21 protein-coding genes and 1 pseudogene are annotated in these 25,631 nt (G+C 63.7%); 10 read left to right on the top strand and 12 right to left on the bottom strand.

All coding sequences use genetic code 11. The annotated features are described in order from the left end of the window. Window positions 1-22: 22 nt before the first annotated feature. Window positions 23-1,144 carry a prephenate dehydratase gene (pheA, locus tag VNH11_24190; GenBank protein HVA49488.1) on the bottom strand — a complete coding sequence of 374 codons (1,122 nt, stop codon included), beginning with the start codon at window positions 1,142-1,144 and terminating at the stop codon, window positions 23-25. 379 nt (window positions 1,145-1,523) lie between these two features. Here pheA and dnaK point away from each other — a divergent pair, with 379 nt between their 5' ends. Then, window positions 1,524-3,431 carry a molecular chaperone DnaK gene (gene dnaK / locus VNH11_24185; protein ID HVA49487.1) on the top strand — a complete coding sequence of 636 codons (1,908 nt, stop codon included), beginning with the start codon at window positions 1,524-1,526 and terminating at the stop codon, window positions 3,429-3,431. Between the two features lie 180 nt (window positions 3,432-3,611). Here dnaK and VNH11_24180 read toward each other — a convergent pair whose 3' ends face one another. After that, window positions 3,612-4,166: a Uma2 family endonuclease gene (locus VNH11_24180; protein ID HVA49486.1), complete on the bottom strand. Its 555-nt coding sequence runs from the start codon at window positions 4,164-4,166 to the stop codon at window positions 3,612-3,614. 113 nt (window positions 4,167-4,279) lie between these two features. Here VNH11_24180 and clpB point away from each other — a divergent pair, with 113 nt between their 5' ends. Then, a complete protein-coding gene (clpB, locus tag VNH11_24175; GenBank protein HVA49485.1) occupies window positions 4,280-6,943 on the top strand; it encodes an ATP-dependent chaperone ClpB in 2,664 nt (887 codons plus the stop codon). A gap of 53 nt (window positions 6,944-6,996) precedes the next feature. Here the strand turns inward: clpB and VNH11_24170 are convergent, their stop codons facing one another. After that, window positions 6,997-7,239, bottom strand: a complete 243-nt coding sequence (locus VNH11_24170; GenBank protein HVA49484.1) for a hypothetical protein — start codon at window positions 7,237-7,239, stop codon at window positions 6,997-6,999. After that, entirely contained in the window at window positions 7,236-7,535 is a 300-nt protein-coding gene (locus VNH11_24165) for a hypothetical protein (GenBank protein HVA49483.1), read from the bottom strand. The genes VNH11_24170 and VNH11_24165 overlap by 4 nt, the downstream gene beginning before the upstream one ends. Before the next feature lie 499 nt (window positions 7,536-8,034). Here VNH11_24165 and VNH11_24160 point away from each other — a divergent pair. Beyond that, window positions 8,035-8,202: pseudogene (locus VNH11_24160) on the top strand (hypothetical protein). 96 nt (window positions 8,203-8,298) lie between these two features. Here VNH11_24160 and VNH11_24155 read toward each other — a convergent pair. Continuing rightward, complete coding sequence (locus VNH11_24155; GenBank protein ID HVA49482.1) at window positions 8,299-9,699, bottom strand: cation:proton antiporter; 1,401 nt, start codon at window positions 9,697-9,699, stop codon at window positions 8,299-8,301. Window positions 9,700-10,205: 506 nt separating this feature from the next. On the opposite strand from VNH11_24155, the gene VNH11_24150 reads away from it, so the two are divergent. The 5 genes from VNH11_24150 (at window position 10,206) to VNH11_24130 (ending at window position 16,938) form a co-directional block, all read left to right on the top strand. Beyond that, a complete protein-coding gene (locus tag VNH11_24150) occupies window positions 10,206-12,503 on the top strand; it encodes a hypothetical protein (protein HVA49481.1) in 2,298 nt (765 codons plus the stop codon). Window positions 12,504-12,536: 33 nt separating this feature from the next. After that, the gene (locus VNH11_24145; GenBank protein HVA49480.1) at window positions 12,537-14,459 is read left to right on the top strand and encodes an ATP-binding protein; all 1,923 of its coding nucleotides are present in this window, start codon (window positions 12,537-12,539) and stop codon (window positions 14,457-14,459) included. After that, the gene (locus tag VNH11_24140; protein ID HVA49479.1) at window positions 14,434-15,597 is read left to right on the top strand and encodes a hybrid sensor histidine kinase/response regulator; all 1,164 of its coding nucleotides are present in this window, start codon (window positions 14,434-14,436) and stop codon (window positions 15,595-15,597) included. Before VNH11_24145 ends, VNH11_24140 begins: the two co-directional genes overlap by 26 nt. A 162-nt stretch (window positions 15,598-15,759) precedes the next feature. Next, entirely contained in the window at window positions 15,760-16,680 is a 921-nt protein-coding gene (ispH, locus tag VNH11_24135; GenBank protein ID HVA49478.1) for a 4-hydroxy-3-methylbut-2-enyl diphosphate reductase, read from the top strand. 12 nt (window positions 16,681-16,692) lie between these two features. Continuing rightward, window positions 16,693-16,938: a hypothetical protein gene (locus VNH11_24130; GenBank protein HVA49477.1), complete on the top strand. Its 246-nt coding sequence runs from the start codon at window positions 16,693-16,695 to the stop codon at window positions 16,936-16,938. Window positions 16,939-16,947: 9 nt separating this feature from the next. On the opposite strand, the gene VNH11_24125 is transcribed toward VNH11_24130, so the two are convergent. From VNH11_24125 to VNH11_24110, 4 genes are all read right to left on the bottom strand, one after another. Continuing rightward, window positions 16,948-17,289 carry a hypothetical protein gene (locus VNH11_24125; protein HVA49476.1) on the bottom strand — a complete coding sequence of 114 codons (342 nt, stop codon included), beginning with the start codon at window positions 17,287-17,289 and terminating at the stop codon, window positions 16,948-16,950. Window positions 17,290-17,342: 53 nt separating this feature from the next. Further along, a complete protein-coding gene (locus tag VNH11_24120) occupies window positions 17,343-17,744 on the bottom strand; it encodes a hypothetical protein (GenBank protein ID HVA49475.1) in 402 nt (133 codons plus the stop codon). Window positions 17,745-17,758: 14 nt separating this feature from the next. Next, a complete protein-coding gene (locus tag VNH11_24115) occupies window positions 17,759-18,766 on the bottom strand; it encodes a hypothetical protein (GenBank protein ID HVA49474.1) in 1,008 nt (335 codons plus the stop codon). Window positions 18,767-19,149: 383 nt separating this feature from the next. Beyond that, on the bottom strand, window positions 19,150-20,478 hold the full coding sequence (locus VNH11_24110; GenBank protein ID HVA49473.1) for a serine/threonine-protein kinase: 1,329 nt from the start codon (window positions 20,476-20,478) through the stop codon (window positions 19,150-19,152). A gap of 1,348 nt (window positions 20,479-21,826) precedes the next feature. On the opposite strand from VNH11_24110, the gene thiL reads away from it, so the two are divergent. Next, window positions 21,827-22,744, top strand: a complete 918-nt coding sequence (gene thiL / locus VNH11_24105; GenBank protein ID HVA49472.1) for a thiamine-phosphate kinase — start codon at window positions 21,827-21,829, stop codon at window positions 22,742-22,744. A 125-nt stretch (window positions 22,745-22,869) separates the two neighbouring features. Here the strand turns inward: thiL and VNH11_24100 are convergent, their stop codons facing one another. From VNH11_24100 to VNH11_24090, 3 genes are read right to left on the bottom strand one after another with little or no spacing between them, the layout of a single operon-like run. Continuing rightward, window positions 22,870-24,369 (bottom strand): LutB/LldF family L-lactate oxidation iron-sulfur protein, encoded by a 1,500-nt coding sequence (locus tag VNH11_24100; GenBank protein ID HVA49471.1) that lies wholly within the window; start codon window positions 24,367-24,369, stop codon window positions 22,870-22,872. A gap of 2 nt (window positions 24,370-24,371) precedes the next feature. Next, entirely contained in the window at window positions 24,372-24,707 is a 336-nt protein-coding gene (locus tag VNH11_24095; GenBank protein ID HVA49470.1) for a hypothetical protein, read from the bottom strand. Further along, a complete protein-coding gene (locus VNH11_24090; protein ID HVA49469.1) occupies window positions 24,704-25,240 on the bottom strand; it encodes a hypothetical protein in 537 nt (178 codons plus the stop codon). The genes VNH11_24095 and VNH11_24090 overlap by 4 nt, the downstream gene beginning before the upstream one ends. 147 nt (window positions 25,241-25,387) lie before the next feature. Here VNH11_24090 and VNH11_24085 point away from each other — a divergent pair, with 147 nt between their 5' ends. Next, complete coding sequence (locus tag VNH11_24085) at window positions 25,388-25,630, top strand: hypothetical protein (GenBank protein ID HVA49468.1); 243 nt, start codon at window positions 25,388-25,390, stop codon at window positions 25,628-25,630. The last annotated feature ends 1 nt before the right edge of the window (window position 25,631 follow it).

Below are 25,631 nucleotides of genomic sequence, written 5' to 3'. Positions count from 1 at the left end.
CGCCTGAGCTTAGACTAGAGCGCTAGCCGACCGGCTGGCTCCGCGGATACGACCCCAGCACTTCCAGCCGCAACGCCTTGCGCGTCAACGTGTCGAGCGCCTTGCGCAGCCGGGCGTCTTTCTCGTGCCCGTCCACCTCCACAAAGAAGAGGTATTGCCCTTCCGACTGCGGAATCGGGAAAGATTCGATCCAGGTCAAATTGAGCTTGCCTCGCTTGAAGATGGCGATGGCGTCGGCCAGGCTGCCGGGCTTGTGGGCCACCTGAAACATGAGCGCCGTCTTGTCCTGGCCCGTGCGGGCCGCCGATTCGTGCCCCAGTACCGCGAAGCGGGTGACGTTGGCCGGGTTGTCTTCGATCTTCTCGGCCAGCACGTCGAGACCGTAGTGGACGCCGGCCTGGAAGCTGGCGATGGCCGCGGCGCCCTGCTTGTCTTGCGCCAGTTGCGCGGCCGTCGAGGTGCTGGTCACTTCGACGGTCCGCGCTGTGGGCAGGTGCCGCAAAAGCCAGTTTCGGCACTGCGACAATGCCTGCGGCCGGCTATACACCTCCGTGACGTCGGCACGAGCACAGCGGCCAAGCAAGTAGTGGTGAATGCGGAGTTGCACCTCGCCGCAGATGCGCACGGGCAACCGCGTGAACATGTCGAGCGTATCGGCGATGCGGCCGTCGGTCGAATTCTCCAGCGGCACCACGCCGAACGCCGCCTGGCCACGGTTCACTTCCTCGAACACGGCGGCAATGCTCCCCACCGGCACGTGCTCGACGCTGGTGCCAAAACGGTCGATGGCGGCCAAGTGGCTGTAGCTGTAGGCCGGACCGAGCACCGCCAGCCGGACCGGTTTTTCCAGCGACCGGCCGGCACTCGTCAACTCGCGAAAAATCGCCCGCAAGGCATCGTTGGAAAGCGGCCCTTTGTTGTGAGCCAGCGCCCGCCCGACGGCTTCCGGCTCCGGTTCGGGCGGCGGCACAGGCCCGTTGGCCTTCAGCGAATGCTTATAAAGCTGGGCATACGCCTTGGCACGCTGGTTCAGCAGTTTGACTAATTCGCGGTCGGTCCGCTCGATTTCGGCCTTGGCCCCGGCCTCGCTGTCGCCGCGCTGGGATGGTTTTTTTGTGGGGCGAGAACCGGACTGGTTGGCCATTTCGCTCTTCTCAAATGCCGTTCCGGCAACGATCTACACCTAGAGTAGCATGGGGTTACTGTGGCCCTTGTACTAGCCACGTTAGCTAGTGTCAAGGATGTGGCCGAAAATGAGGGCTTTGCCGCCTGCGCGTGTGCCGAGTGTGCCAAAATGGCAGACGCGGCCGGCCGAAGCGAACGGATGGCAGCGGCGAGCGAACGTCGGTAACTTGCAACCTCTTTCTGTGAAAACGTTTACGTCATCCGCTTCGGCGTTTACGCCGCCGGCATAGGCTTTGCTTAGGGATGCTGTAAACTTATCCCAACGTTGAGAGCCCATTCACCACGTCCCCGCTCGGATCTGGGCCGGGGCACCGGACTGACATGAGGAGCATAAGCTAATGGCACAAGGCGAAAAAATCATCGGCATCGACCTCGGAACCACCAACTCCGTCGTCGCGGTGATGGAAGGCGGCGACCCCAAGGTGATCGCCAACCAAGAAGGCAACCGGCTGACTCCCAGCGTGGTGGCATTCACCGATAAGGGCGAGACGCTGGTGGGCGAGCCTGCCCGGCGGCAAGCGGTGACGAATCCCACGCGCACGGTCTATTCGATCAAGCGGTTCATGGGCCGGCGTCACAGTGAAGTGGCTACCGAAGAGAAGATCGTGCCTTATACCATCGTCGGCGGGCCGCAGGACTACGTGAAGGTCAAGATTGGCGACAAGGAACACACGCCGCCGGAGATCTCGGCCAAAGTTCTGCGCAAGCTGAAAGAGGCCGCCGAGGCCTATCTGGGGCACAAGGTCAACAAAGCCGTCATCACCGTGCCGGCCTACTTCAACGACGCGCAGCGGCAGGCCACCAAGGACGCCGGTCAGATCGCCGGTCTGGAAGTGGCCCGCATCATCAACGAGCCGACCGCCGCTGCGATGGCCTACGGGCTCGACAAGAAAGAGTCGGAAAAGATCGTGGTGTTCGACCTGGGCGGCGGCACGTTCGACGTCTCGATTCTGCAGGTCGACGAAGGGCTGTTCCGCGTGATCAGCACCAACGGCGACACGCACTTGGGCGGCGACGATTTCGACCAGGTGCTCATCAACCACGTGGCCGACGAGTTCAAGAAGGAACAGGGCATCGACCTGCGCAAAGACACGATGGCTCTGCAACGTCTGCAGGAAGCCTGCGAGAAGGCCAAGAAAGAGTTGAGCCTGCAAAGCACGACCGACATCAACCTGCCGTTCATCACGGCCGATGCTTCAGGTCCCAAACATTTGCAGTTCTCGATCAGCCGCTCGAAGTTCGAGCAGCTTGTCGACCATCTCATCGAGCGCTGCCGCGGCCCGGTGATGCAGGCCCTCACCGACGCCAAGATGAAGCCCAGCGAGATCGACGAGGTCGTGCTCGTGGGCGGCTCGACGCGTATTCCCAAGGTGCAGGAACTGGTCAAGAAGATCTTCAACAAAGATCCGCACAAAGGCGTGAATCCCGACGAGGTGGTGGCCGTGGGCGCCGCGATCCAAGGCGGCGTGCTGGCGGGCGAGGTCAAAGACGTATTGCTGCTCGACGTGACGCCGCTGTCGCTGGGCATCGAGACGTTGGGCGGCATTATGACCAAGCTCATCGAACGCAATACGACGATCCCGACGGAGAAAAAGAACGTCTTCAGCACGGCCGACGACAATCAGACCGCGGTCACGATCCGCGTGTTCCAGGGAGAACGCGAGATGGCGGCCGACAACCGCCTGCTGGGCCAATTCAACTTGGAGGGCATTCCGCCCGCCCCGCGCGGCATGCCGCAGATCGAGGTCAAGTTCGATATCGACGCCAACGGCATTCTCAACGTGTCGGCCAAGGATCTCGGCACGGGCAAGGAGCAAACGGTCAAGATCGAGCAGTCCAGCGGTCTGAACGAGCACGAGATCGAGCGGATGCGGAAAGACGCCGAGTCGCACGCCGCCGAAGACAAGCGGAAGCGCGAGTTGGCCGAAACGCGCAACCAGGCCGAGTCGATGTGCTTCCAGATGGAAAAGCTGATCAAGGAGCACGCCGACAAGCTGAGCGAGGGCGACAAGTCGCCGTTGGAGGCGGCGATCAAGCGGACGCGCGAGGTGGCCCAGGGCGACGACGTGCAGGCGATCAAGTCGGCCGTATCGGAACTGGAGCAGGCATCGCACGCGCTGAGCAAGACGCTCTACGAGTCGCAGGCCCGTGCCGGCGCCGCGGCGCCGGGCGCCGACGGCGGCGCGAAGCCCGCCGGCGAAGAGGATGCGATCGATGCGGAGTTTGAGGTGAAGGACGCGAAGTAGGATTTTGGATTTTCGATTTTGGATTTTGGATTGAAGCGGAACCTCGCGCGGCGTCGTAAGGTGGGGACCAGCGAGCTTGCGAGCGCCGGCCCACCGTTATTGGCTCGGTCGCGCGTTAGATTCACGCACATAACTGTGGGCCGGCAGTCGCCGAGGCGACTTTGTCCCACCTTACGCGGCCTACGGCTCGAAGACGTCGCGCACGGCGATGCGCAAGCCGTCGAGCGGCGGCGGGAACGTCATTTCGGCGCCGAGGCCCAAAGGCGTGCCCGGCTGATCGGCGGTATAGGCAAAGACCGTCCGCGACTGGGCATCGACGACGTAGACCAAATCGACGCCAGCGTCGAGGTACTCGCTGACTTTTGCCAGTACCTTGGGCCAGCGATCGGTGGGCGAACGAACCTCGACGGCGACCTCGGGGACGGCATTAGGGTAACCGGCAGGCGACACCCCCTTGGGGACGCGCGAGTAACTGTAGAAGGAGACATCAGGACCGCGGACGGTATCGGGGCCACGTTCGGTAACGACTCCCGAGTCATTGGTAATGACATGTCCCAACTGTCGCTGCTTGGCAAACTGCCATAACGGCCCCGCCACACCGGCACACAGTTCGCCATGGTGGAAACCGGGGACGTTCATGGGAATGACCTTTCCACGCACCAGTTCCGTCGGACATCCGTTATCGGGAAGTGCCAGGTACTCTTCAGCCGTCAGCAATGTTTCGATCGTAGCCATAAACGACATTCTAGTAGAAAGGCTTTTGCACAACAAACGCAGAAAGCCAATCCCTCACCCCTCACCCCTCATCCCTCATCCCTTCGCCGAACAACCTAGACCCAACCATACCCATGGCCGTCCGATTCGACAAATTCACCATCAAAGCCCAGGAAGCCGTACAACGGGCACAAGAGCTCGCGGCCGAACGGGGCAATCCGCAGATCGAGGCTCTTCATCTGTTGGCCGCGCTGGCCGGCGCGGGCGAGGGCATTTTCAACGCCGTGATCGAAAAGATCGGCGCGGACCGGCAACAGCTTGATCGCATTTTGCAGGCCGAATTGGGCCATCTGCCGCGGGCCAGCGGCGGGGCTCCGCCGCAGCCCGCGGGCAGCCTGATGCAGGTCTTCGAGGCGGCCCATCGCGAGGCCGACACGATGAAGGACGACTTCGTTTCGGTCGAGCACTTGCTGTTGGCCCTGACCAAGGTCGATACCAAGGCCCGACAGGTGTTGAAGCTGAACGCCATTACCGACAAGGAAGTGTTGCAGGCGTTGCAGGCGGTCCGCGGCAGCGCTCGTGTCGAAGACCAGAACCCGGAGGCCAAGTATCAGGCGCTGGAAAAGTACGGCATCGACCTGGTCGAACGCGCGCGGCAAGGCAAGCTCGACCCGGTCATCGGCCGCGACCAGGAAATCCGCCGCGTGATCCAGGTTCTCTCACGGCGGACGAAGAACAATCCCGTGCTCATCGGCGAGCCGGGCGTGGGCAAGACCGCCATCGTCGAAGGGCTGGCCTCGCGCATCGTGCAGGGCGACGTGCCCGAAACGCTCAAAAACCGGCGGGTCGTGGCGCTCGACATGGGCGCCCTGATCGCCGGCACCAAGTTCCGCGGCGAGTTCGAAGAGCGGCTGAAAGCGGTGCTCAAAGAAGTCCAGACAGCCGGCGGCCAAATCGTACTGTTCATCGACGAGCTGCACACGGTCATCGGCGCCGGCGCCGCCGAGGGCGCGGCCGACGCCGCCAACCTGCTCAAACCGGCTTTGGCCCGCGGCGAGCTGCGCTGCGTCGGCGCCACCACGCTCGACGAATATCGCAAGCACATTGAGAAAGACGCGGCGCTGGAGCGGCGCTTTCAACCGGTCTACGTTGGCGAGCCGAACGTGGAAGACACTATCGCCATCCTGCGCGGGCTGAAAGGCCGCTACGAGGCCCATCACAAAGGCGTAAAGATTCGCGATTCGGCGCTGGTGGCCGCGGCCAACCTCTCGCACCGCTATATCACCGACCGCTTCTTGCCCGACAAAGCGATCGACCTGGTCGACGAAGCGGCCAGCCGGCTGGCGATGGAGCTGCAAAGCGTCCCCTCGGAAATCGACGAAGTGCAGCGGCGGATCACGCAGCTTGAATTGGCTGCCCGGCAGTTGGCCGAAGAAACCGAAGAGCACGCCGTCGAGCGTCGGGCGGAGATCGAAGACGAGATGCAGGAGTTGAAGCGGAAGCTGGCCAGCCTGCGCGAGCAATGGGAAGCCGAGAAAATGGGCCTGGGCGACGTGCAACAGACCCGCAATCAACTCGACAAGGTCGAGCTGGAGTTCCAGCAGCTCAACTCGCAGATCAAAGAGAAGCAGGCCGCCGGCATGCCGATCGAAGAGTCGCTCTATCAGCGGCTCTATCAGCTTGACGTCGAACGCAAGAAGCTGCTCAAGCACCTGGAAGAATTGACGCCCGCCGACCGCGACGGCCGCGATACGGCGACCACCGGCCGGCGGTTGCTGCGCCGGGAGGTCGGCCCCGAAGAAATCGCCGAGATCGTCAGCGCCTGGACCGGCATCCCCCTGAGCCGCATGATGGAGACCGAGCGCGCCAAGCTGTTGGTGCTGGAAGAGCGGCTCCATCAGCGCGTGGTCGGGCAAGACGAAGCGGTCGAGGCGGTGTCGAATGCGGTCCGCCGCAGTCGTTCAGGCCTGCAAGATCCGAACCGGCCGATCGGCTCGTTCATCTTCCTGGGACCGACGGGCGTGGGCAAGACGGAGCTTTGCAAGGCGCTGGCCGAGGTGCTTTTCGACGACGAGAACGCGATGGTCCGTCTCGACATGAGCGAGTTCATGGAGCGGCATACCGTCAGCCGTCTGATCGGCGCTCCTCCGGGCTACGTCGGTTACGAAGAAGGCGGCCGGCTGACGGAAGCGGTCCGGCGGCGGCCTTACTCCGTCGTGCTTTTGGATGAGATCGAGAAGGCCCACCGCGACGTGTTCAACATCCTGTTGCAGGTGCTCGACGACGGGCGATTGAGCGACAATCAGGGCCACACGGTCGACTTCACGAACACGATCATCGTCATGACCTCGAACATCGGCAGCCAAGCGATCCAGGAGATTACCCGCGCCGGCGGTCGTCAGGAAGACATCGACGAAGCGGTAAAAAACGCCTTGCAGGCCAGCTTTTTACCGGAGTTCCTGAACCGCATCGACGAGACGATCGTATTCCATCCGCTCGACCGAAAGCACCTGCACCGGATCGTACAGATTCAGATCGGGCGATTGCAGAAGCAGCTCGCCCAGCACGAAATTCAGTTGGAGGTGACGGAAGCGGCGCTCGACGAGATCGCCAAGCTCGGTTACGACCCGACCTATGGTGCCCGTCCGCTGAAGCGCGTGGTGCAGCAGCAGATTCAAAACCCGCTGGCGACGGAGATGTTGAAGGGAACGTTGGGCCCCGAGACGGGCGTGCGCGTCGACTATCGCGGCGGCGAGTTCACCTTCGAGCGCATCGAAGAACCTGCGGCGGCACCTTGACACCGTAGCTGACTTCGTGAGAAGTCAGGCGATGGTGGAAGCGAGTCTGGCTATCAACTTTGGCCACTCATTTTTTCTTCCAATTGCGCGCGACTGAGGGTGCGCTCTTGCCGGCGCTCGGCGATAAGCTTCCAGAAACGATCACTCAGGCCCAATTCAACTTGCTCTTGGTCCATTCCCTCGACGCCGAGCAGCACCGCGGCGGGCGCGCCGTTGCGCAGGATAAGCAGACTGCCTCGCTGGGCTTCCTCGATGCAAGCCTCAAGGTTCGTCTGATTAAGGTTGACGGTCTTCATAGGATTTCCTCGGTCGTCTTGTGGGGCGGTTTTCGGCGAATCGCTCGTACGATAACCCGCTTACCCGCTTCATCTACGTCGTAGAACACGCGGAATTCGTCGATCCGCAATTGCCAAAGCGGCTCTTCATGGTCCCAAGGGGCCTGCAGGCCGATGACGATCTTTTGGTTTCGCGTTTGGCGTGTGGGTTCGCTACTTAATTGCCGGTCGATGCGGTCGAGAAGCCTTGTTCGGTCAAACGCCCGCAAGTCATTCAAGTCGTCGGCAACGCTTTCGGCATATTCGATGCTAAACATGCTCCGCTCACGGAACCAGCGAGCTCGAAGCTGCTCGTCACACGTATGATATAGTCAGGCCATCGTTTTTACCACGGGGCGTGGTGGCGCGCGGGGGCTTGTTGGTCGCGCGCTCCTGGAAGTCGTAGTTGATGATGCCCCCGACTGTCCGGCGGTTTTGATCGTGAGCGCACATGAGCAGCGAGGGTGAAAAAAATGTCCGAGAGGGTGAAAAAAATGTCCGAAGAAAAGCCATTTCCTTGGAAATGCGGCAAGTGCCGAGAACGAACCGTCGAACCAGCAACGGTTGACTATTCGACAACGATTGAGCATGACGGTCGTGCCTACGAGGTCAGCGTACTTGAATTGCCCGTGGCCCGTTGCCAAACGTGCGGTGAGATCGTGCTCGATGACGATGCCAACCGGCGCATCAGCGAGACGTTCCGCGCGCAATTGGGGCTCTTGACGCCGGCACGGATTCGCCAAAGCCGCGAGAGGTTGGGGCTTACAAGAGCAGCTCGCGAAGAATCTCGGTGTGGCCGTGGCGAGCCTGTCTCGCTGGGAAACCGGCGGCCAGATTCAGCAACGCGCACTCGATCGGCTCTTGCGCCTGTATTTTGGTTGCGAGCAGGTCCGCACCGTTTTGGCCGACGAGGCACAACTCGCTTCGCTGGTTGAATTGAGCTAGCCCCTCACGGCGAGCAAGCACAACGAGGCAGCCTAGGCCGCCGCCTCGGTGCCTCGTTGCACCGTCACCCCCCCGGCCGATGCCCAAGAAGCTGTCTTACCGCCAATTCGCTTCAACTTTTTGGGCCGTGAGGATGGGTGTGGTGGCCATCGTGGTCACGACGGCCATGACGACCATCATGGCGAACAGCGTCGGCGAGATGACGTGCAAATCGAGCCCGATATTCAGCACCACCAACTCCATCAAACCGCGCGTGTTCATCAACACGCCGAGTGCGGCGCTATCGCGCCATGAAAGGCCCGCCAGCCGCGCCGCCCCCAGCGTTCCGCCGAACTTGCCGCAGGTGGCCACCAGCAACACCAGGCCGCAGATCAGCCAGGCATCGAGGCCGCTCACCAGGCCGATGCGCGTGCGCATGCCGGTGAGAGCGAAGAACGCGGGCAAGAGCAAGATGGTGACAACGTCTTCCAGTTTGAACGCAATCTCCTTCGCCAGACGCGAGTCGTGTGGAATCACGGCGCCTAGCAGGAAAGCGCCGAAGATGGCATGCACGCCGATCAACTCCGTGGTAATCGCCGAGGCCAGGACCGCCACGAACACGAGCGCCATTTTTGTGGGAGTGAGCGGCCCGTCATGTTGCCGCAGCCATCGTCCGACGAGCGGCCGCGCGACGACGAACATGGCGGCCAGATAGCCCACGGTGCCCGCGATGACCCACATGGCGACCGCCACATTGGCCTGCGCGACTCCCACCACCAAGGCCAGCAGGCACCAGGCCGTCACATCATCGGCGGCCGCGCACGACAGAGCCAGCACGCCCAGGCCCGTCTTCGTCAGCCCGCGATCGCTGAGGATGCGGGCCAGCACGGGGAACGCTGTCACCGACATGGCCGCGCCCAGAAACAGCGCGAAGCTCGTGAAGCGAACGTCCTGACTCGATAGCCGCGGATAGAGCCACAGAGCCAGCAACGCGCCAAGCAAGAACGGCGCGAGAATGCTGGCGTGCGAAATGGCGATCGTGGCGTGCGCGCGATCGCGCAGCAAACCGGCGTTCAGTTCCAGGCCCACCACGAACATATAGAGCACCACGCCGAGCTGCGCCAGCACGTTCAGGTACGGCGCCACGTCGGCCGGCAATAAAAACTCCGACGCACCTGGCCAAAAGTGTCCCAGCAGCGACGGCCCCAAGGCGATTCCGGCCAGTATTTCGCCGATCACCGGCGGCTGCCGCCAGCGGGCGAGCAGCCGGCTCATCAATCGGCCCAAGGCCACCACGACAGCCAGCAGAAGCAGCACGTGGACCAAGGGGCTGATTTTGCTGGTGGCCGCGACCGGCGCCGCGGGAGCGCGTACCGCATACCCGGCGGCCGGCGCCGTGAGCGTCTCGCCCGATTGGACGATCAACAGTAAGGCCATCACCGCGGCGGCCAGCATCAGCGCGTAGGCCAGGGGCGCGGCCCAGCGCTCGGGGATCCATCGGTTCTCTGTGGTCCGCATTTGAGACAAGATAGGCCACCGGCGATCGTGGTTCCAGTACAAGTGTAGGTTCGGGATCGGACCGAAACTCCGGCACACCAACCCAAAGCGCAAGCGAGGTAAGTTCGTTGCCCGGCCTCGCTTGCGCTTCGGGTTAGTGGGGGCCATCAATAATCCGGCCCAAACGCGCTGCAGCGAGCCGATGCCCCGTGTGGCCATTAATTGGCCACGCCCAAGCCGACCCACCCCATTGGGCCGACAAAACGCCTTCGAATCCCCCCAAAGGCCATGAATTGAAACATTTGTCAATAATTTATGACTGTTTTTTTGATCGTTGGCGATTATTCATACGATCGGATAATTTGTTGTCTTCCGCATTTCTGATATAATCGCAACCCGCCGAGCAAATTCTTGGCAGCCTTTTCCGGTTGTAAGGGTTTGTTCGTTGATGCACGCCGGGGTCTTCTTCGATAATCGGACCCTTGGCAACCGTTCTCAACCAGCCACGATGGCCTGGAGGTGCAGCTATGAGTAAGCTTTCGGTAAGTCATCTGTTTAACGCGATGCAGTCGTTGCGCGGCGCGCACTTCGCGCCCCTTGCGCCCGCCACGGCGCCGGCCGCGCTGTCGAACGACCGGCTGGCGTCGTTGCTCGAAGCAAAAGGGGCGGCCGGCGGCAGCCTGATCACCGCGGCCGACTTGGCCGTCGCCCTGCGCCGCGCCTTCGATCTGGACCGCGACCGGATTGTGGCCGATTCGGCCCAAATGCTCGATCTGCCCACCGTGCCCACCGGCCGCGGCCTGCGGCTCGATCCGGCCCACGATCGCGCGACTTCGGGCGGCCACTTTCCGCCGCTCAACGACCCAGGGCCAAAAGCCAGCGATGCCGACGCACCGTGCGCCGCCGAGATTCTGTCCACCGCCTTGGGAGTGGTCCAGGCCCGCGACGTACTGCTTGCCGATCATTGGATCGTACTCGTCGCCGACGCGCGTTCGTCGTTGTCGCCGGCGTGCCAAGAGCAGATCCGGCTGTTGGCCCGCGCCAAGCGGCTGCTCGTCGTCTGGTGCGAGGTCGACGACGCCGGTCCGTTGTACGACGCGGCGCAGAGCCGCAAGACGCTGGAAGAACTTCTTTCGCGATCGGACCTGCCTCACGTCGGACTGCTGAGCGGCGTCACGGGCGACGATCTGGTTTCTATTTTTCACGCGCTGAAAGTCATGGGGCATGCCTCATCGGTCATGCTGCGGCTGCGCTCCGCGGAAGCGACGCGCGGCGACGATGATTTGCCGACGGCCAATCCAGGCCGTCTCTTCGCGGAGCGCTCGGCGCCGCCGGAAGCGGCCGGCACGGCCGCCGACTCGTTGTCGGAAAAAGCGACGTCGGCCGCGGTCGAATCGGCACTGGTCGCGATGGCGCTCGGCGAACCGCAGGTGGTCATGGTCGACCTCCGCCCGGCGGCAACGGCCGACTTCGCGCGCCGTCTTGCCCAGCGTTACGTGGCCTCCGGCGCCGGCGACGCTTACGTTTGGCAGCGTTCGATCGGCCTGGCGGCCGGCGGCTGCCGGCCAGTGCTGCTGCTGACCGAACGCCAATGGGCCGCTGCGGCAACCGCTCTTGGGACGTTGCCCGAAGAGGTCGAGCTGATTGCGACGGCGGTGGTGTTTCGAGACCCACGCTCGCCGGCGAAATCTCACCTGTTGCCGGCGCTGTCGCCGACCGAGACCACGGTCGCCGCCCGTGACCTGCGGCACTTCGAAGACTTGCTGGCCCTTTCTCTGGGGCGAGACGGGCTGACGGTCATCGAAACACCGCTCGATGCGTCGGCTACCGGCGGGCAGTTGCGCTTCGATCGGGCGGAACCGCTTGGCGCCCAGCGGCAGCCCGAGGCCGCCCAGGCGGAACGCGAGGAGATTCTGGCCAAGCAATTCAGCGCCGAGTTGGCGTCGTGGATCGCCGCTTACGAGCAAGTGGGGGAGCGCGGTGGCTATCTCTGGAAGTGGTGCCTGCAGGGCGTCGAGCTGACGACGCTCGACTGTGTGCGGCCGGCGCTGCGGGCCGACGTCTGCGATACGAAAGTTCTGGCCGGCATGGTCAACGTGCTGGTCGACGACGTGGCCGATCAGCAGGGCCGCGGGGATTTGCTCGATGAACTATTGAAACTGACCCACCACGAGAGGCCCCAATTGCAGGGTCTGGGGGCCGCCGACCGGCGCTACGGCGAATTTACCTGCGAGGTGTGGGACGTGGTCTGGCGTCGCGCCAAGCGATACCCTTGCTACGACCCCTACACGATGCTTCTGCAATTCGACCTGACGCAACTCTTCAACACCGTTCACTATTCCCATCTGGTCAACAGTAACCCATACATTCTTAACGTCGTAGAACATGATGGTTATTCGCCACAGGGCATGGGCCTGCTGGGCTTTGCGATGATCGACTTGATGTGCAGCCCCGATTTCAGCGTGACCGAGCTCGGCCGGCTGCGTGAGGCGATGTGGCACGCGCAATGGATGGCCCGCATCGGCAACCTGATGACCACCTGGCAGCGCGAAATCCACGACCGCGATTACAGCAGCGGAGTTTTTGCCCATGCCGTGGCCAACCACGACCTGACGGTGGACCAGTTGATGCACGGATCGCCCGCGCAAATCACGGCCGCCATCACGCGCGGCGGCCACGAAGCCTATTTTCACCGCCGCTGGCGAGAGCACAGAATCCAATTTCAACGGCTGCTGCCGCAGGTGACCTCCGTCGACCTGGCAGTCACTCTACGCGGCCTGGATCGACTTTTACAGACCGAACTGGTCAGCCGAGGCGCGAAGTAAGGCGGCGATGGGTCGCCGCGGCGAAACAGAATCATGTTCCAGCAGCGTTTTCAACCTGAACGTCTCGGAGGCGCCTACATCCTGGCGATGATGCTCTCCACGCGCCTGCTGGCCTCGCTGGGCGGCCTGCTGAGCGTCTACTACGTGACCCTGATGCTCTCCTTTCCGGCCGACGTCGAACGGCACTTTTTCGTGGCCGCGGCGTGGTTTGTGTCGTGGGGCATCGTGCTCAGCGCCTTGCTGGGTCTGTATTACACGCCTCATGCACGCCGCGCGCTCGACTTGCTGCGCGACGGCCAGCCCGTCGACGCCGAACTGGCGGCAAAAGTCGGAGCCGAAGTCGTCCTCTTTCCGGGTCGACAATGTTGGCGTGAGAGCCTGATCGATCCCATCGCCATCGTTTTGCCGATCTGCGCCACCCTGCGGGCCCTCGACGGTGTTTCCATCGGCCCGCTGGTGCAAACGGGCATCGCCGGCTGCTTGGGCATCGCCGCGGTGTTGCTGATCGCGTTCTTTATGGAAGAGCGCTGGCTGGCGCCGTTGGTGCGCTACCTGGTCGAGCGCGGCGTGCCGGTCGATTTCGAGGCCATGCCCGCCGGCCGGCTGCACGTGCGGCTCAATATCTGCGTCGGCGGAGCCGTGGTGCTGACCGCGGTGATGATTGGCGGACTGGCCAACCAGCGGGCACTGGACATCATCAACAATCCGAGCAACCAGGCCCAGGCGGTGGCCAACCTGCGGCAGCACACGGTCATCATGACCCTGGCGGCGGCGGTCACCGGCCTGGTGCTTTCGCGGCTTTTGGCCACTTCCATCGCTTCGCGCGTGCGGCTGATGGTCGACGCCATGAAACGGGTGCAACAAGGGTTGCTCAGCGAGCGGCTGCAAACCACCACCACCGACGAAATCGACTCGCTGGCCCGACAGTTCAACGCGATGGTCGAGCGGCTGCAGACCAACGACCATACGATCCGCGACTTGAACGTCAATTTGGAGGCGAAGGTCCGCACGCGCACGCGGCAACTCTCCAAGAGCCGCCGCTCGCTGAAGCGGTCGCTGGCCGAGCTGGAAGCGGCCTACCACGATCTGGCGGCGATGCAGGGGCAATTGATCCATTCCGAAAAGATGAGCTCGCTCGGCCAGCTCGTGGCCGGGCTGGCCCACGAGATCAACAACTCGATCAACGCGGTTTACAACGGCATCCAACCGCTGACCCAAAGCACCCACCGCTTGCAAGGCGCGCTCGCCCCGCTGCTGGCCGGCCAGCCTTTCGAGTGCGGCCCGGAGTCGCGCGACGAGATCGACCGGCTGTTTCGGCGGCTGTTTTCGCTGGCCACGGTCATCGAAAACGGCGCCACGCGCACCGCCCGCATCATCGCCGATCTAAAAACCTTCTCGCACCCCGGCAAAGAAGACTTCGACGATTTCGACTTGCACGAATCGCTCGACATGTGCCTCAACCTGTTGTTCAGCCAGGTCAAGCACCGCATCGTGCTGGAGCGCGACTATGGCCAGATCGACACGGTCCACGGGCCGCACGGCCATCTCAATCAGGTGTTCATGAACATTCTGAGCAACGCCGAACAGGCGATCGAAGGCGAAGGCCGCATCCTGGTGACGACCCGCGGCGACGGCGAGATGATCCGGGTTTCCATCCGCGACAACGGCCCCGGCATTCCCGACGACGTCAAGGGCCGCATTTTCGATCCTTTTTTCACGACCAAAGAACCGGGCCTGGGCACGGGACTGGGCCTGTCGATCAGCTACGGCATCATGCACAAGCTCGGCGGCACGATCGCCTGCCAGAGCTCGCCCGGCGACGGTGCCGAATTCATTGTCACTTTTCCTCGCCAGGCCGGCGTGCATGGCGGCGACCCGGGCCTTGGCTGCCGACCGGCCGGGGCCCTTTTTCCTACGGTAGGAGCCGATTATGAAACGAGACATCTTGTATGTTGACGATGAAGTCGACAATCTCGTCGTCTTCGAGGCGACGTTCGAGTCGACGTACAACGTGCATACGGCCAGCAGCGCGGCGAAGGCCCTCGACCTGCTCGGGCGGCAATCGTTCCCCGTCATCGTGGCCGATCAGCGGATGCCCGGCATGACCGGCGCCGAGCTGTTCGAGATCCTGCGCCGCCAGCACCCGCTCAGCAAGCGCGTGATGCTTACGGGCTACGCCGACTCGAAAGCGATGCTCGACGCCATCAACCAAGGGCAGGTGTATTACTTCCTGAAGAAGCCCTGGGAACGGCACGATATCTTGTCGGTGCTCTCGCGGGCCATCGAGGCCTACGACTTGTCGGTGGCCAACATGGCGCTCACCGAGCGGCTGGTGGCCATCGACCGCTGCGCCGCGCTGGGCCGCTCCGCCGCTAGAATCGCTCACGAGATGGGCAACCAACTCTGCATGCTGCCGCTGCTGGAGCTGATCGAGGAGCGCTATGCGGAACACGACGAGCTGGTGCAAACGGCGGCTCTTGCCCGGCAGACCTACGACCGCCTGGTGCAGCTTGTCGACGAAGTGAAGTCGTTCGTGCGGTTCGAGCAGACGGGGATCGAGCTGCAACCGCTCTCGCTGGCCGGCGTGCTGCACGAGCTGCTGGCTTTCCTGCGCTACGACAACACGTTGCCGCACAGCCGGCTTTCGCTGCGCATCCACGCCGAGCCGTCGGTCAAGGGGCACGCCGTCAAGCTGCAGCAAGTGCTCGTCAACTTGCTGAAGAACGCGGCCTACGCGATTCGCGAGCGGGCGGACGGCCAGATCGTGCTTCAACTCGATGCCAACCGCTCCGACGCCGTCATCACCGTGCGCGACAACGGCTGCGGTATGGCGCCCGACGTTGCGGAGCGCATCTGGGAGCCGTTTTTTACGACGAAAGGCGACGAAGGGAACGGTCTGGGGCTCGACATCGTGAAGGGCATCATCGAGGCGCACGGCGGAAGGATCGCTTGCGAAACGGCGGTCGGCCGTGGAACGACGTTTACCGTGCGGTTGCCCCTCGTCATGCCCGAGGAAACTGCCTCACGGCCCGCCACCCCGATCAGTACCTCCAATGACCCAGGTTTAGTTGCCCTTTATGAGTGTGTGAGTTAGGCCAATCATCGTAGGGTGGGACCAGCGAGCTTGCGAGCGCCGGCCCACCGTATAGGAGGAGTTAGGCGTTGGGCGTTAGGCATTAGGCGCGGTCCTCTAACAAGGCCCTAACGCCCAACGCCTACTGCCTAACGCCTTGTAATACACAGGAGAACGCTGCTGATGAGAATCTTGCTGGCCGCACCACGAGGCTTTTGCGCCGGAGTCCACATGGCGGTCGACGCGCTCGACCGCGCCCTGGCGCTGTTCGGCACTCCGCTGTACGTGTTCCACGAGATCGTGCATAACCGCCACGTCGTCGAACGCTTTCGCGGCAAAGGCGCCGTGTTCGTCGACGATCTCGCCGAAGTGCCGCAGGGGGCCAACCTGATGTACAGCGCTCACGGCGTTTCGCCCGCCGTGCAGCGGGCCGCGCGCGACCGCGGGTTGAACGTCATCGACGCCACTTGCCCGCTCGTTCGCAAGGTACACCTGGAGGCGCTGCGGTTCGCCGAGCAGGGATATACGATCGTGCTCGTCGGGCACGACGGTCACGACGAGGTGGTCGGCACGTTGGGATACGCTCCCGAGCGCATACGCCTCGTTTCTTCGCCGGACGACGTCGACCGACTCGAATTCGCCGCCTCCGACAAGATCGCCTATCTGACGCAAACCACCTTGAGCGTGGACGAAGTCCAAATCATCGTCGAGCGGCTGCGACGGCGGTTTCCCCAGTGCGTCGGAGCGCCCAAAGAAGACATTTGCTACGCCACCCAAAACCGTCAAGAGTCGCTCAAGCGGCTGTTGCCCGAAGCCGACGCCGTGCTGGTGGTGGGAAGCCGCAACAGCTCGAACAGCAACCGTTTGGTCGAAGTGGCCCGCGAATTCGGCTGCCCCGCCTGGCTGGTCGACGGCGCCGCGGAACTGGACGCCGATTGGTTCGCGGGCAAGCAAACGCTCGTCGTGACGGCCGGCGCCAGCGCTCCGGAGGATTTGGTGGCCGATTGCCTGCGGGTGTTGTGCGAGTGGTTCGACGCCACGGTCGAACAACATTCGCTGCGGGAGGAATTGGTCGAGTTTCCCTTGCCCCTTGAAGTCCGTTGAAGGTGAAGCATCATGTCTTACGTCAACCTGAGCAGCACTCGCATTAGTGATGATGATTTGGCGGAGTTGGAGGATCTGACCGATGTCGATGTGCTCGATCTATCGGGCACGAAGGTCAGCGACGCGGGTCTTGAGCACCTCAAGCGGCTGACGCGGCTGCAAATGCTGATTCTCGACGGCACGCACGTGACGGATGCCGGGCTTGACGATCTGCGGCGCGCGTTGCCCGCGGTCGCGATTCTTTATTCGCATGGTTGATCATCCGGACTACGGCCAATGCCAGCCCGTGTTGCCGACCGCGAGCGGCAGAATGATAAAATGGTAGGCGAGGTCGCTAAGCAGAAAGCCGAGCGCCGTCCCCAGCATCGCGCCGCTCAGTTTCGGTCGCCGCCAGCAAAACGGCAAGGCGGCCAGAAGCGGCAGGCCCCAGAACATGTGGTGGATTTGCAGCAGCAGGGGAGCGGTCTGGTTGAACTCGCCGGCCGTTCGGCCGGCCGCAAACCGCAAATAAAGCGTGGTCGCCTCGACGACCAGCGTCACGGCCACGGTCCAAGCGATGGCCCAGCGGTTGCGGCGAGTTCGATCGGGCGGTTCGCGGTTCAAGAGCATACTGCCATTGTATCGTCGATCTGCCGCGGTCCCTTTTCCGGAGGCCAGGCGCGCTAGCAGCAGTCGCGGGGCGGCCGGATGCCGTTGCGGCCCTGATAGCAGAGCCGTCGCACGCCGACGCTGGCCAGTCCCGCCACCGCGAGCGCGACGTAGAATCCGGCGAACATCCATTTGACGAGCGTAATGTCGGCACCGTCCCATTCGCCGCTGATGGCCGCGTAGAAAAAGTACGGCGCGATCCACAGCGCCCACCCGCCCGCAGCGAGGCTGCCGATGGCGAAGGCCCGCTTCGCGCCGCGGCCATAGATGATGCCGGCGATCAATGCTCCCGGCGTCGCCATTCCCAACGTCGCCAGCACGATCAGCGCCAGCCCGTCGGGCAGCGTGAACAGCACCGCGCAAACGACAGCGACCAGAAAGGTGAGGAGGAACAGTGTTTTGAGTCGGAATCGCACGACATGGCTCCCGGTCATCGTCGCCGCCGCACGAGCCGGAAGCCGGTAGGACGCAGCACCAGCAGCATGCCGGCCAGGAACGAACCGGTGAGCAACGTCCATGCGATCCAGCGCCAACCCGCATGGGTCAGCGGAACCGGAGCAAGCGAATAGGGCTGGCGGTATAAAGCCGTCAGTTCCAGCCAATACAAGCCGCCACCGGCGGCGACCGCCAAGAGCGCGAAAAAGCCGATCTTGATCAGCCAGTTGCCACTGCCCAAGGCGGCCCAGAGCGCCGCCAGTGAAATCAGCGCCAGCACACCGCCATCTGCCGCGGCGTGCAGCCATTGCCGGGTGTCCATCCAACGAGACGACGACTGGAGCGAACCCTTGACGATGGGCACCAGAATCGCGACCACGGTCGTGACCACGAGCAGGTGCCGGATCGAAAACTGCACCGGCACGCCGCTGGTGTCCGCGGGATCTTGAATCTCGCGTTCGATCCGGTAGCCGGCCACTCTCAATAGCGCGACCAAACCTGAAGCGCCCGCGATTTGCGCCGCCACAATGATCGCCCAGGCATCTCCCCAATGAATGTGAGCCAGATCGAAGTGCAGCACATTGGTGAGATACATAACGGGTACCCCGGCCAGGGCAACGAGGCACAGACGGCTGGGAAACGACGCGCTTCCGAGAATCAGCCATGCCGCCGAGGCGCCAAACTCGGCCGATAAAAACGCCAAAGCCAGCAGCCTTTGGTTCCACCGATCATCCATCGCGCCGGTGGCCAACAGCAGGTTGACCAGCACCAGGCTCCAGCCGAGCAGCAACAACCGCCAGCCCCAATGCGGCAGCTTCAAGCCGGCGAGAAAGCTGAGCAGAGCCGTCTGCACGACGAACCAACTGCCCACGGCCACGCCGGTCGCAGGCGACCAACGATGGGCGGCCCCGAATCGCAGGGCGGCCTGATCGAGCGCGACGAACACGGCGGGCAAAACCACGCTGACCAAGAGCAGGCGAACGGTGGCGGACGGGCTTCGCATGCGGGTCAGTATATCGTCGCGGCCACAGGGAAATGAAGATGCCTCCTCGATTTGCCGGGACACGTTTGAACTTCGCCGCTTCTTCGCCTAGGATTGTGAAGAGGATCAAGGTCACGGGTGATCGGCGCATCGGCGGTAACGTCTGCATCCCGAAATGCCTCGGCGTCGATGTCCACTCGAAGACTATGCGCACGCCTGACCGTTTCCAAAAAATCGCGGAGCGGGGTTTCGCGTAACCGCAGCATGACCTTTTGATCGAGGGCCTTCTCGACGACGGGGCTGCCGGAGGCGCCGACTGTCTCGGCGCCGCTGCGCCAATCCCTTTGTGGCCCGCGCACCGCCAGGCGGGCCGTCTGCTCATTTATCTCCGGAAGCGGCCCTAATTAGCTCAGCCACAACGCCAGCAGCCCGCCCACGACGATCACCAGCGCCGCGCCGATGGCGACAATCGCCGTCGCATCGTTGCGGCGCCTGCGATAGGGGGGCTTGTCCGGGACCGCGGACGGACGAGAAGCCGCGGCCGCGGGCGGTGTCGACACAGCGACGGCTGCGCTCGAATTCCGGCCCCAGCGGCAGGCCTCGACCGCCGCGATGAATTCGCTCATGCCGGCATATCGGTCGCCCGGCGTTTTTGCCACCATCCGCTGATAAACCGCTTCCAGCCATTCCGGAAGATCGGGCCGGGCGGCCCTCAACGCCGGAATCGGCGACTGGGCGTGCGCCAGCGCTTTCATCACCACGTTTTTGGCGGCGTAGGGCACCTGACCCGTCAGCAGCCGGTACATCGTATAGCCGAGGCTGTAGACGTCGGAACGCGGGTCGGCCAGTCGCGCGTCGGCGGCCTGCTCCGGCGACATGTAGTCGACCGTTCCCATGGTCTGGCCGGCTTGCGTAAGCTGCGGGCCGCCCTCCGCGTCGTCGTAGCGCGCCAGACCCATGTCGAGCACCTTCACGACTCCGTCGATGCTCAACAGCAGGTTTCCGGGCTTGATATTGCGATGCACCACGCCGTGGGCATGGGCATATTCCAGTCCGCGGGCCGTCTGCAGCACGACGTCGAGCGTCTGCTCCAGTGGCATGGGACCGTGCTGCGAAAGCAGGGCCGCCAGATCCTGGCCGGGAACATACTCCATTACCAGATAATGGTGGCCGCCCGACTCGTTGGCGTCGAGCGCGGCGACGATATTCGGATGGGTGAGCATGCCGGCCAGCTTGACCTCGCGCTGGAAACGCCCCAGCGCCTCCTGAGAGCTGGCGGCGGCGTTGACGACCTTGATCGCCACTATCCGCCGCAAGCGCCGATGCACCGCCTTGTAAACCTCGCCGATCGCCCCATGCCCGATCGGCTCCAGCAGCTCGTACTCGCCCAGGACCGAGCCCACGCCGACGGCGCCGCTGGCGGCCGGGGCCTGGCTCACCGCTTTCTGTGCCTCGGCCTGCGACTTCAACCGCCGGTCGTACTCGGCCTTTTTCGCCGCGTCGAGCAGGCAGATTCGGGCCGCGGCGAGTTGGTTGAGCAACTGCTGCGATTCCTGGCCGTGCTTGCCGGTCTGAAAAGTGCGGACGTGCGCCATCTGCCGGTCAGCCGCGTTGGCGATGACGTCGGCGCTGGCTTCCAGGAAATCGATGGCCAGTAGCCGATAGTGATGCGGCGGTTGGTCCTTGGGCGGAACTCCCAGCCACTGGTGATACGGGTCGAAATGTTCGGACATGGCGGCCATCCGAGCTAGGATAAAAGTCTTCAGCGTCGACGTCGGGCAACCGTGGTGGAACGGTGACGTGCATAGCATCTCTCCTGACCGCCTATGCGGACTTGTTCTCCATCAAGTGTATTTCAAAACCTAGGGTTGATTCAAGGGAAGTCAGCGGCCTGGTTCCGTAGCCCGCTTGCTCGGCAAGCGGAACGGCTTGGCGAGATCGACGATGACGGAAACGCAACGGCTACGCCATCAATCCGGTGACGATGCTTGTTATGGCCGTGCAAGAGGAGTGATGCCAGGTAATTTTTCTGTCAGGATCCGCGGCCGAAAGGTTCCATCACGGCGGAGCGCGATGCCTACGATCCGTGCCCAAGCCAGTCGGCGAGTAAAGTGCGAGAAGGCAGGAACCGGACCACCGCGGAACGCCCCTCAACGCGGAACTCGCGACTTTATTTTGGCCATCCCTCATCCCTCATCGCTCATCCCCTCTTCAGAACTACGAGATGATGAAATCCCTCGGTTTTTCTCGTTTGTGCAAATTTGCACAAACGAGGAGCGCTCTGTGGGGAACACCCTCTGTGGCGTTCCGCGCAGCGCGGTCGGCGCCAACCCGCACGACCTCGGAACGCCACGGAGGGCGGTCCCTACAGAGCCGTCAGATGGTTCCGCGCTTGTACAAGTCAGCATCGATGCTTTCGCATGTCGCCCTAAGCCACTGGCCCCGACCAGCTTAGATAGCCCAGACGGCGCGCCTGATTGTTGTTTTTCACAAGCAAACCGGCCCCCTGAACCCTGAACCCTGAACCCTGAACCCTGAACCCTGAACCCTGAACCCCCAACCCTGCCACTGACCCCGAACCCCGAACCCGGAGAACCCAACACCCCGCCCAAGCGAGAAAAGGCGCAGCCACCCGTCAAACGCACGACGGCGGACGAACGGCCGCCGAGCCAGCGCGACTGCGGTATCTACGAACAACACATCCTGCGCGGCGAGACGCACCAACGCGTGGCCGCCGCACACGCCTTGTCGCGGCAGCGAGTGGCCCAAATCGCCGTGCGCGTCATCGATCGGCAGCAAAGGCTTTGGCGTCTTGCCTTCCCTCCATCACGGTGGTTGCGGCCGGTTTTTTGCAAGGCGGCCGCAAGATTGTTGAAAGACCCTTCGTCCATGCGAGTTACGTTGTAAGCTCGCCGCAGCGACGGTGTTGTTTTCCGCAACGCAACGTGCGGACCCGCATGCGTCAGTACGCCGGCTGGAACATGCCAAGTCATCCAGAAAGAGGCCCGGAGGCCAGTAATCGTCGTGGCAGACGTTGTCGACTAGCCACCCGCCCACGGGCCGCCTTATCATGGGCGATTCATGGAAACCGAATTCCTCGCTTGGCTACGCGACCGACTGCCGCCTCATCCCTGTCTGCGGCTGGGAATCGGCGACGACGCCGCCGTCGTCGATCTCGGTGCTCGCCACGATTGCGTCATCACCGTCGACTTGCTGACGGAGGGCGTCGACTTTCGTCTGCCTGAAGCATCGCTGGAGCGGACCGGCCGCAAGGCGCTGGCGGTCAACCTGAGCGACCTGGCGGCGATGGCGGCGCGTCCGCTGGCGGCCGTCGTGGCGCTGGCCCTGCCACGTGCGCGTGCCCTGGACATCGCGGTGGGAATCTATCAAGGCCTTCTACCACTTGCCGAGCGCTACCACACGGCGATTGCCGGCGGCGACACGAACACCTGGGAAGGGCCGCTGGCGATCGGCATTACGCTGATCGGTCAGACGAGCGAGCGGGGGGTGCTGCGCCGCGACGGGGCGACGCCCGGCGATGCGATCGTCGTCAGCGGCAGCTTTGGCGGCAGCATTCTGGGAAAGCACTTTGATTTCGAGCCACGGGTCAACGAGGCCCTGTCGCTCCACAACCGTTATGATCTGCACGCGGGAATCGACGTCAGCGACGGCCTGTCGCTCGACCTTTCCCGATTGGCGGCGGCCAGCGGCTGCGGGGCGGTGCTCGAACTGGAAAGGGTGCCCGTCGCGGCGGCGGCGCACGAGCTGGCCCGCTTGCGAAACGACGGCGTGACGGCGCTCGAACATGCCTTGAGCGACGGCGAGGATTTCGAGCTGGTGTTGGCTGTGCCACGGGCGGAAGCGGAACGAATGGTGGCCGGTCCGTCGCTGGGTGTGGCGTTGACGATCGTGGGCGAGTTTGTGCCGGAGCCGGGCCTGTGGCAGCGTTCGCCCGCCGGCGAGCGAACTCCACTCGCTCCGCGCGGCTATCTGCATTAGGCGATACTTTGTGGATCGATAGAAAGGAAGTCTGCGGTTGCCACCAGCGGCATCGTAAGATGCTGTCCGCGACGGGGCAAGCCTCCGACTGCTCGGCTTCGGCGGCCCTACGTTGCGGCAGCCTTTCATTTTTTCGTTCCCTCGCGGTCCCACCAGTCGCGGAACCGCTCGTCGGCCGGCGCGGGAAAGTGGCGAGTGCCGGTCCAGCCGGCGAACGGGCCGGGAAGATGAGCGAACCAGCGTGGCGCTGGGGGCGTGGCTGGGGGAGATTGAGGATCGGGCGGAAGTTGGGGCACATCCGCTTGCTCCGCAAGCGGGCTACCAAAACGTGACACCACGCGCGTGGCGAGCCAGGTGGCCAGCCGGTAGAGCCGCGGATGACGCATCGTGATCGACCAGACGCGATAGGCCAACGCTTCGCTCCGGCTGAGCTGGCCGGGTTGCTGGTGCAAACGCTCGCGAAGCTGGATCAGCATTTCGGGTATGGCGATCTTCACCGGACAAGCCGCCTGGCACGCGCCGCACAAGCTGGAAGCGTGCGGCAGGTGATGGTTCGCCGCCAGCCCGTCGTAGAGCGGCGTCAAGACGGCGCCGATCGGTCCGGCATAGACGCCGCCGTAGGCGTGACCGCCCACCGTGCGGAAGATCGGGCAGGCATTCAGGCACGCCCCGCAACGGATGCAAAACAGGCTCTCGCGCAGCGGCCCGGCCAGAATGCTAGAGCGGCCGTTGTCCAGCAGCACCAGATGAAACTCTTCAGCCCCGTCGAGCTCGCCCGGCCGCCGCGGGCCCGTGATCAGCGAAGTGTAGATCGAAAGCTTTTGCCCCGTCGCGGCACGCGCCAGCACCTTCAAGAACACCGGCAGGTCGGCCAGCCGCGGAATGACCTTCTCGATGCCGACCAACGCGATGTGAACGCGCGGCAAGGTGGTCGTGAGCCGGGCGTTGCCTTCGTTCGAGACCAGCACGATGGTGCCGGTTTCGGCGACGGCGAAATTGCCGCCCGTGATGCCCGCATCGGCCCGCGCGAACTCGGCCCGCAGGCGCCGCCGCGCGTAGGCGGCAAGCTGCTCGGCGTCGGCCGGCAACGGCTGCCCGGCGTCGCGGCTGAGCACCTCGGCCACCTGCGGAGTGCGCAGGTGAATCGCCGGGGCCACGATGTGCGATGGGCGGTGCCCGGCAACCTGAATAATGAATTCGCCAAAATCGGTTTCGACGACGTTGATCCCCCGCTCGGCCAGCGCGGCGTTGAGGTGAATTTCTTCGCTCGTCATCGACTTCGATTTGACGACGTTGCGGGCCCCCGCCCGCTGGAGGATTTCGAGCACGGTCTGCCGCGCGGCGGCCGCGTCGTCGGCGTAATATACGTGCCCTCCGTTGCGGACCACGCTCGCCTCCAGCGTCTCGATGTGCTCGGCGAGATTGGCCAGCGTGGCGTCTTTGATGGCGCGGGCCCGATCGCGGAGCCGGCCCGATTCGGCCATCTCGGCAAACGCCTGCCGGTTGCGAGCGCCCAAGGTGTCGCCCAATTGCGAAAGCGCGCCTTGGAGCTGAGCGTCGGCCAGCGCGGCGGCGCTGGCGGCCAGAAACTCGTGATGTTCGTGCTGCGCGTAGTCGCCGGTCATGGTTACTTGAGAATCTCGACGGCGACCATGAGCAGCGGCGCCGCGGTGACGACAACGGCGAACACCAGCACGCCCGACGGCGGCGCCACGCGGCGGCTGCGCAGCACGACAGGCATGACCAGCAGGGCGATGAAGCCGATCACCAAAGCCGCGAACAGCAACAGCTCGGAGAGCATCCGCAACGGGCCTTCGTTGACGCCGGCCGCCCAGCGGGCCAGGGCGGAGCCGAGCTCGCAGGCCAGCGTGGTGACGACCGTCAGCATCCAGCCGATGGTGAGCACCTCCACGCTGCGTAGCTCGGTCGCGGCCTGCGACTTGGTTCGCTTCTTGCGATTCATCCGCGGCTTACCACCACCACCTCGCCGTTGTGCTTGAAGCGAACCGTCACGCGATAACCGCAGCTCCAGTCGTATTCGACCACGCCGGCACAAAACAGCCCGCTGTGGCACGACACCGTCGGCGGGCAATTGCAGCAGCCAGGCAGGCAAACCGGTATGGCCACCGGGCAGCAGGTGCAAGGATTGGTGGCCGTGAGCACGGTCTCGACCGGCGGAGCACAGCCGCAGCAGACCCGATGGTGGCCGCGGTGGCGATAGATCAGGCAGGGCTGCGGGCAGCACATGCCACAGCCAGCCACCGGCCCGGCGGCCGGAACCATCGGTTCGACCGGCGCCGCGGGCTGAAGCGAGACGGGCTGCGCCGTGTAGGGCATCGCCGCGGGCGGCGGCAGGGTTGCCGCGGCCGCGGCGTCTTGGGCCGCCGCTCGGGCGGCCCGAAAAGCGGCCAGACGCCCGGCGGCGCTGGCCTCATTGGGGCCGGCGCCTAGGGCAAACGATACCAACGCGGCGAGCAGACTGATTCGAAGAAGCATGATGCTGGTCCTCCCAGTTGTAGCAGTAAGAACGTCGTAAACGCTCGTTCGGCCCCACATGCCTACTTTCGCCCGCGGACGGCGACTTTGCAAGTAGTTTACGCTGTTTTTGCACACCCTGCCGCCTTGACCTAAAGTTTCCTTGGCATGCGCTCGGACGTATCCAAACTGCCGGCCGAATGGGAACGAGTCGAAACGACTCTTGCGCAACTGCACGCCAGCACGAGCGAGCTGGGCGCGTTTCTCGATAGCCAATGGGACGAGCTCGAACGGCTGCGCTGCGAGCTGACCGATCGGGCCCGCGAGCTGGCCCGCCGCGAACGAGAACTGCAACACAGAGAGGAAGCGTTGACACACCACACGGACAGGCAACCGATGTCGATCGGATAAC

The organism is Pirellulales bacterium, assembly GCA_035533075.1.
In the GTDB taxonomy this organism is placed as follows: Bacteria; Planctomycetota; Planctomycetia; order Pirellulales; family JAICIG01; genus DASSFG01.
This window is presented reverse-complemented; position numbering and strand designations above follow the sequence as displayed.

Bases quoted from the DNA above. Each gene is read 5' to 3' on its own strand.
- pheA (HVA49488.1), bottom strand. From the start codon at position 1,144: ATGGCCAACCAGTCCGGTTCTCGCCCCACAAAAAAACCATCCCAGCGC.
- dnaK (HVA49487.1), top strand. From the start codon at position 1,524: ATGGCACAAGGCGAAAAAATCATCGGCATCGACCTCGGAACCACCAAC.
- VNH11_24180 (HVA49486.1), bottom strand. From the start codon at position 4,166: ATGGCTACGATCGAAACATTGCTGACGGCTGAAGAGTACCTGGCACTT.
- clpB (HVA49485.1), top strand. From the start codon at position 4,280: ATGGCCGTCCGATTCGACAAATTCACCATCAAAGCCCAGGAAGCCGTA.
- VNH11_24170 (HVA49484.1), bottom strand. From the start codon at position 7,239: ATGAAGACCGTCAACCTTAATCAGACGAACCTTGAGGCTTGCATCGAG.
- VNH11_24165 (HVA49483.1), bottom strand. From the start codon at position 7,535: ATGTTTAGCATCGAATATGCCGAAAGCGTTGCCGACGACTTGAATGAC.
- VNH11_24155 (HVA49482.1), bottom strand. From the start codon at position 9,699: ATGCGGACCACAGAGAACCGATGGATCCCCGAGCGCTGGGCCGCGCCC.
- VNH11_24150 (HVA49481.1), top strand. From the start codon at position 10,206: ATGAGTAAGCTTTCGGTAAGTCATCTGTTTAACGCGATGCAGTCGTTG.
- VNH11_24145 (HVA49480.1), top strand. From the start codon at position 12,537: ATGTTCCAGCAGCGTTTTCAACCTGAACGTCTCGGAGGCGCCTACATC.
- VNH11_24140 (HVA49479.1), top strand. From the start codon at position 14,434: ATGAAACGAGACATCTTGTATGTTGACGATGAAGTCGACAATCTCGTC.
- ispH (HVA49478.1), top strand. From the start codon at position 15,760: ATGAGAATCTTGCTGGCCGCACCACGAGGCTTTTGCGCCGGAGTCCAC.
- VNH11_24130 (HVA49477.1), top strand. From the start codon at position 16,693: ATGTCTTACGTCAACCTGAGCAGCACTCGCATTAGTGATGATGATTTG.
- VNH11_24125 (HVA49476.1), bottom strand. From the start codon at position 17,289: ATGCTCTTGAACCGCGAACCGCCCGATCGAACTCGCCGCAACCGCTGG.
- VNH11_24115 (HVA49474.1), bottom strand. From the start codon at position 18,766: ATGCGAAGCCCGTCCGCCACCGTTCGCCTGCTCTTGGTCAGCGTGGTT.
- VNH11_24110 (HVA49473.1), bottom strand. From the start codon at position 20,478: ATGTCCGAACATTTCGACCCGTATCACCAGTGGCTGGGAGTTCCGCCC.
- thiL (HVA49472.1), top strand. From the start codon at position 21,827: ATGGAAACCGAATTCCTCGCTTGGCTACGCGACCGACTGCCGCCTCAT.
- VNH11_24100 (HVA49471.1), bottom strand. From the start codon at position 24,369: ATGACCGGCGACTACGCGCAGCACGAACATCACGAGTTTCTGGCCGCC.
- VNH11_24095 (HVA49470.1), bottom strand. From the start codon at position 24,707: ATGAATCGCAAGAAGCGAACCAAGTCGCAGGCCGCGACCGAGCTACGC.
- VNH11_24090 (HVA49469.1), bottom strand. From the start codon at position 25,240: ATGCTTCTTCGAATCAGTCTGCTCGCCGCGTTGGTATCGTTTGCCCTA.
- VNH11_24085 (HVA49468.1), top strand. From the start codon at position 25,388: ATGCGCTCGGACGTATCCAAACTGCCGGCCGAATGGGAACGAGTCGAA.